The 3,456-nt window shown below is 73.8% G+C and carries 3 protein-coding genes; 1 reads left to right on the forward strand and 2 read right to left on the reverse strand.

Features of this window, described 5'->3' with window-relative positions; all coding sequences use genetic code 11:
- The coding region (locus EQG76_RS17880) for a phosphotransferase family protein (protein ID WP_159715745.1) at positions 1-564 on the forward strand (564 nt) is incomplete at its 5' end.
- Positions 565-567: 3 nt separating this feature from the next.
- On the opposite strand, the gene EQG76_RS17885 is transcribed toward EQG76_RS17880, so the two are convergent.
- Complete coding sequence (locus tag EQG76_RS17885) at positions 568-1,722, reverse strand: hypothetical protein (RefSeq protein WP_159715746.1); 1,155 nt, start codon at positions 1,720-1,722, stop codon at positions 568-570.
- Positions 1,719-3,456, reverse strand: a 1,738-nt coding sequence (locus tag EQG76_RS17890) for a ComEC/Rec2 family competence protein (RefSeq protein WP_235031428.1), incomplete at its 5' end; no start/stop codon positions are given. The genes EQG76_RS17890 and EQG76_RS17885, both read right to left, overlap by 4 nt.

The raw sequence follows: 3,456 nt of genomic DNA on the forward strand, positions 1-3,456 counted from the left end.
CTGCACACGGAGGCAAGCGGCTTCACCTTCCGCTTCGAGCTGTTCGGCATGATCGACCAGTACCTGCAGGTGCTGGGCCAGAAAGGGGCGGCGGTGCCGGAGCGCTACCACGACGTGGTCCGCGAGGCCGGATCGGTGCGCGCGGCGCTGGCGGCGCACGAGCTGCCGCTCACCGCCTGCCACTGCGATCCCTTGTGCGAGAACTTTCTCGACGACGGCGCGCGCATCTGGCTCGTCGACTGGGAATATTCCGGCATCAACGATCCGATGTGGGACCTGGGCGACCTGTCGGTCGAGGCGGAGTTCGATCGAGACATGGATCGGCGCCTCCTCCAGGCCTATTTCGACGGGCCGCCGCACCCGTTCGATGCCGGGCGGATGGTGATCTACCAGGCCATGTGCGACCTGCTCTGGACGCTCTGGGGCCTGATCCAGTACGCCGACGGCAACCCGGCCGAGGACTTCTGGGCCTATGCGGTCGGCCGGTTCGAGCGCTGCCGCCGGCTGATGGCGACCGAGCGGTTCGCCCGCAGCCTGCGCGACGTGCAGGTCGGGCCCGGCTGAGCCTCAGGAAGCGGGCCGCGCACCGCCGTCCGTGCCCCTGACCCGCTGGGTCACCTGGTCCAGCCGCGCCAGCACCCGGTCGACCAAGACGGCCATCACCTGGTCGTCGGGCAGGCCGCTGCCCGTCAGCACCGGCCGCTCGCCATGGCGGCGCAACTGCTCCTTCGCCACCATCTCCACGATCGAGTGCAGCGCGGTAGTGCCGCCTTGCGGCTGCTCCGGCACCGCGGCCCCCGCCAGGAGCGGCCGCTCGGGCGAGGGTTCCGGGGCAGGGGGGAGCGACAAGTCGAGGCGGAGCGGCGGCGGTGCCGAGACGGGCGGTGCCGCGCATTCCGCCTGGCTGCGCACCAGGTCGCGGATCTCCTCCAGGAGGCGCTGCTGCTCGACGGGCACCCTCCCGGCCGGCTCGGCCGGCGGCGGCTCCTGGACGCAGCGCCGGGCTAGGAGGCCGATCTCGTCGCCGCGCAGGGCCAGGCGCGCCAGTTCCGGCGCGTCGCCGGCAGCGAGCCCGCCCGCCAGCCGGCGCAGCGGCAGGAGCAATCCCAGGCGGAGCCAGCCGGCCAGCAGCAGCGCGCTCGCCGCCAGCAGGCAGGCGGAACCGGTCAGCAGCAGCATTAGCCGGTCGGGAAGACCAGTGCCGCGCGCGACAGCCCGCTCGCGCAGCGTCTCGAACGCATCGTCCAGCACCAGCAGAGGCTCGATCACCGGCAGGTCGAGCAGCCGGCCAGCCGGCTCGCCCGGATCCGCGCGCAGCAGGATCTCGGCCCGCCGCCCGGCGGCCTCGAGCTGGTCGAGGGCGCCATGGATCCGACTGTCCGCGTCGCCTAGCCGGCCGCGCAGCAGCCCGATCGCGGCGCGCGCCTGGCGCAGGCCCGCCTCGGCCGCAGCACGGACCGCCGGATCGCCGCCCCCGCGCAGCCGCTCCAGGTCGTGGGCGATGCCGTCATAGCCGAAGCTCCGGCGCAGATCGGCGATCGCGACGGCCACGGCCGGGTCCGGTGGGGCTGGCCCAGCCGCGTCCAGCCGCGCACCCCAGGTGACGGCCGCCACCAGCACGAGTGCGGCCGCCACCACCAGGGCGGTCAGGAGGTCGCTGGTGCGCAGCCTTACACCGGTGCGGCGGAGCAGTGGATCCGGCAGGTCAGGGGTCGGCGTCATGGTTGGGGATCCGAGATGCGGGGTTGCGGGTGTGCGCTCCGACTCCAGGGCCGGTCGCCGCGGGCAGCGCTGAGGGTGGCGAACCGGAGGCTGCCGGGCTCGAGCCTGACTTCCAGCCCGCGCGCGGCCCTGAGCGCACTGCGCCCGATCGAGCGGGCCGGCGGCGGGCAGGCTCGTTCGGCCACCAAGTCGAGCACCAGGTCGGCATGGCGGCAGTCGTCGCCGGGGTCACCCTGGCCGGTCAGCACGGCGACCCGGTGCCCGGCCAGCTCCAGCATGCAGCCGAACGGGTCACAGCCGGGCCGGCCGGGTGCGGCCTCGGGCCAGCGGGCGAGGCGCCCCGAGGCGCCGGTGCGGGTGCGCCAGGCCTCGGCGACCCGCCCGTCCAGCTTGCCGGGCGTGCGGACCAGCCGGCCATCCTCGGCCAGCACGGCCACCACCTTCGCATCGGGAGCCACGAACAGGCGCGGCGGCTGGCCCAGCACCGCGATGCCGAGGCCCAGCAGCACGGGCGGCAGGCCCAGCAGCCGCCAGGGGCGCTGCCAGATGGCGAGCCACAGCCCGCCCAGGACGATCAGGGTGATGCAGCCGCTGGTCATGCCCGGGATAGCGAAGCTGGCATGCGGCCAGGCGGCGATCTCTGCCGCGATCCACAACACCAGGGCCACACCGGCACCCATGACCATGAAAGCCGGCTGGTCCAGGCCCAGCGGCAGCAGCGCCGTACCCAGCACCGCTGCCGGCATCACCAGGAACGAGGTGAGCGGTACTGCCAGCATGTTCGCCACCACGCCCCAGGTCGCGACCACACCGAAATGCCAGGCGCCGAAGGGAGCGGTGGCGATCGTCGCGATCACCGTGGTCAGCACGATCCCGCCGAGATAGGCCAGGAAGCGTCGGGTCGGGCCGCTCGGGGTGGCGGGTCTGCGGGCGCGGTGGGCCGAGAGCGCCTCGAAAAGGGCGATCAGGCCGACCATCGCCGCGAAGGTGAGTTGGAAGGACGGCCCCAGCAGGCTGTGCGGGGCCACGAGCAGCACGGCCACGGCCGCCACGGCGAGCAGGCGCAGGGAGATCGGGTCGCGGTCCACCAGCACGGCGGTGAACACGATCGTGGCGGTGACGAAGGAGCGCTGGGCCGGCACGGAGGCGCCCGAGATCACCAGGTAGAAGGCGCAGGCCAGGATCGCGGCGACCGCGGCACCCTTCTGGGCGGGCAGGCGCAGGCAGAAAGGTGGGCACAAAGAGAGGCCCCAGCGCGCCAGGAAGAACACCACGCCGGCCACCAGGGTGAAGTGCAGCCCCGAGATCGAGATCAGATGGGCCAGGCCCGAGCGCTGCATGTCCTCCCAGACCCGCTTGTCGACGGCACCCCGCTGCCCGGTCACCAGTGCGGCGGCCACCGCCCCCGCGGCGCCTGGGGTGGCGCTGGCGATCCGGTTACTCAGTGCAGTGCGGATCCGCTCGACGAACAGGGCCGGGCCGCTTTCGCCGGCGGCGGCCGCAACCATGGTGGGCGCTCCCAGCGACCAGCCCACAGCGCCCAGGCCCTGGAACCAGGCGTCGCGCGCCCAGTCATAGCTGCCGGGCAAGGCCGGCGGCTGCGGTGCCTCCAGGCGTGCCCGGATCCGGATCCGGTCGCCGGCCGCCAGTAGTTCCGCACCCTTGGCCACGCCGATGCGGATGCGCTGCGGCACCGCGGCCAGCTCGCGGTCCAGCACCGCCACCTGGTCCAGG

This window comes from Geminicoccus flavidas (assembly GCF_009806515.1).
Classification (GTDB): domain Bacteria; phylum Pseudomonadota; class Alphaproteobacteria; order Geminicoccales; family Geminicoccaceae; genus Geminicoccus; species Geminicoccus flavidus.

Bases quoted from the DNA above. Each gene is read 5' to 3' on its own strand.
- EQG76_RS17885 (WP_159715746.1), bottom strand. From the start codon at position 1,722: ATGACGCCGACCCCTGACCTGCCGGATCCACTGCTCCGCCGCACCGGT.